Origin of the sequence: Mesorhizobium sp. M0894 (assembly GCF_040319725.1) — a bacterium.
Classification (GTDB): domain Bacteria; phylum Pseudomonadota; class Alphaproteobacteria; order Rhizobiales; family Rhizobiaceae; genus Mesorhizobium.
In genome coordinates this window covers 1-809 of the sequence record NZ_JAMYOG010000054.1, presented here as the reverse complement: position 1 = coordinate 809, position 809 = coordinate 1, and the positions used below count along the sequence as shown (strand labels likewise).

1 protein-coding gene is annotated in these 809 nt (G+C 58.7%); it reads right to left on the bottom strand.

Annotated features, from left to right (window positions below; translation table 11 throughout):
* Window positions 1–48: 48 nt before the first annotated feature.
* Window positions 49–809, bottom strand: a 761-nt coding sequence (locus NKH91_RS32265) for an oligopeptide/dipeptide ABC transporter ATP-binding protein (RefSeq protein WP_352885611.1), incomplete at its 5' end; no start/stop codon positions are given.

The following is an 809-nucleotide window of genomic DNA, read 5'->3' as shown; positions in this document are numbered from 1 at the left end:
CACTTCAGCGTCCCTTCATTCTTGTCGGATGATGAAGGCCGTCATACATCAGATTCGGGCTGCTCTTGAAACGGGCTTGCGAGTTGCAACAGCGTCGCCCTTTCCGCTGTGCAGCGGGAAATGGCATCTGAAGCTTTGCTCCGTATCATGTGGGCTTGTTGAAGCTTCCGGAAAGACGCGGCTGCAGATGTCCTGCGCGTAATGACAACGGGTGTGGAACTCGCAGCCGGATGGGCGCCTTAGCAGACTTGGCACCTCACCTTTGAGCTCGATCCTATTGAGCATCGCATCCGGATCGGGCTCGGGATTGGCTGCAAGTAGGGCCTCGGTGTAGGGATGACGCGGGTAATCAAAGATTCGCTGGGTCGACCCGACCTCAATAAAGCGGCCGAGATACATGATCGCCATGCGGTCGGTCATGTGACGCACAACGTTGAGATTGTGCGTGATAATCAGGATCGCCATCCCGAGTTCGTCCTGGAGCCGCGCGAGAAGATTGAGCACCTCGCCCTGCACTGAGACGTCGAGGCCTGCAGTCGGCTCATCGGCAATAATCAAATCCGGATTCAGCGCAAGAGCACGCGCGATACCAACGCGCCTGGCCTGCCCCCCCGAAAGCTGATGGGGATAGCGGCGAGCAAAATCCGCCGGCAAGCCGACCATGCGCAGCAGGCGCTCGGCTTCTCTTCTGCCGTCACGATCCTTTAGTCCATGGACGCGAAAAGGCTCTGTCAGGAGCGATCGAACCGTCAGCCTCGGCGAGAGTGAACCGACCGGGTCCTGGAACGTCATCGCCATACGCCGCAAGT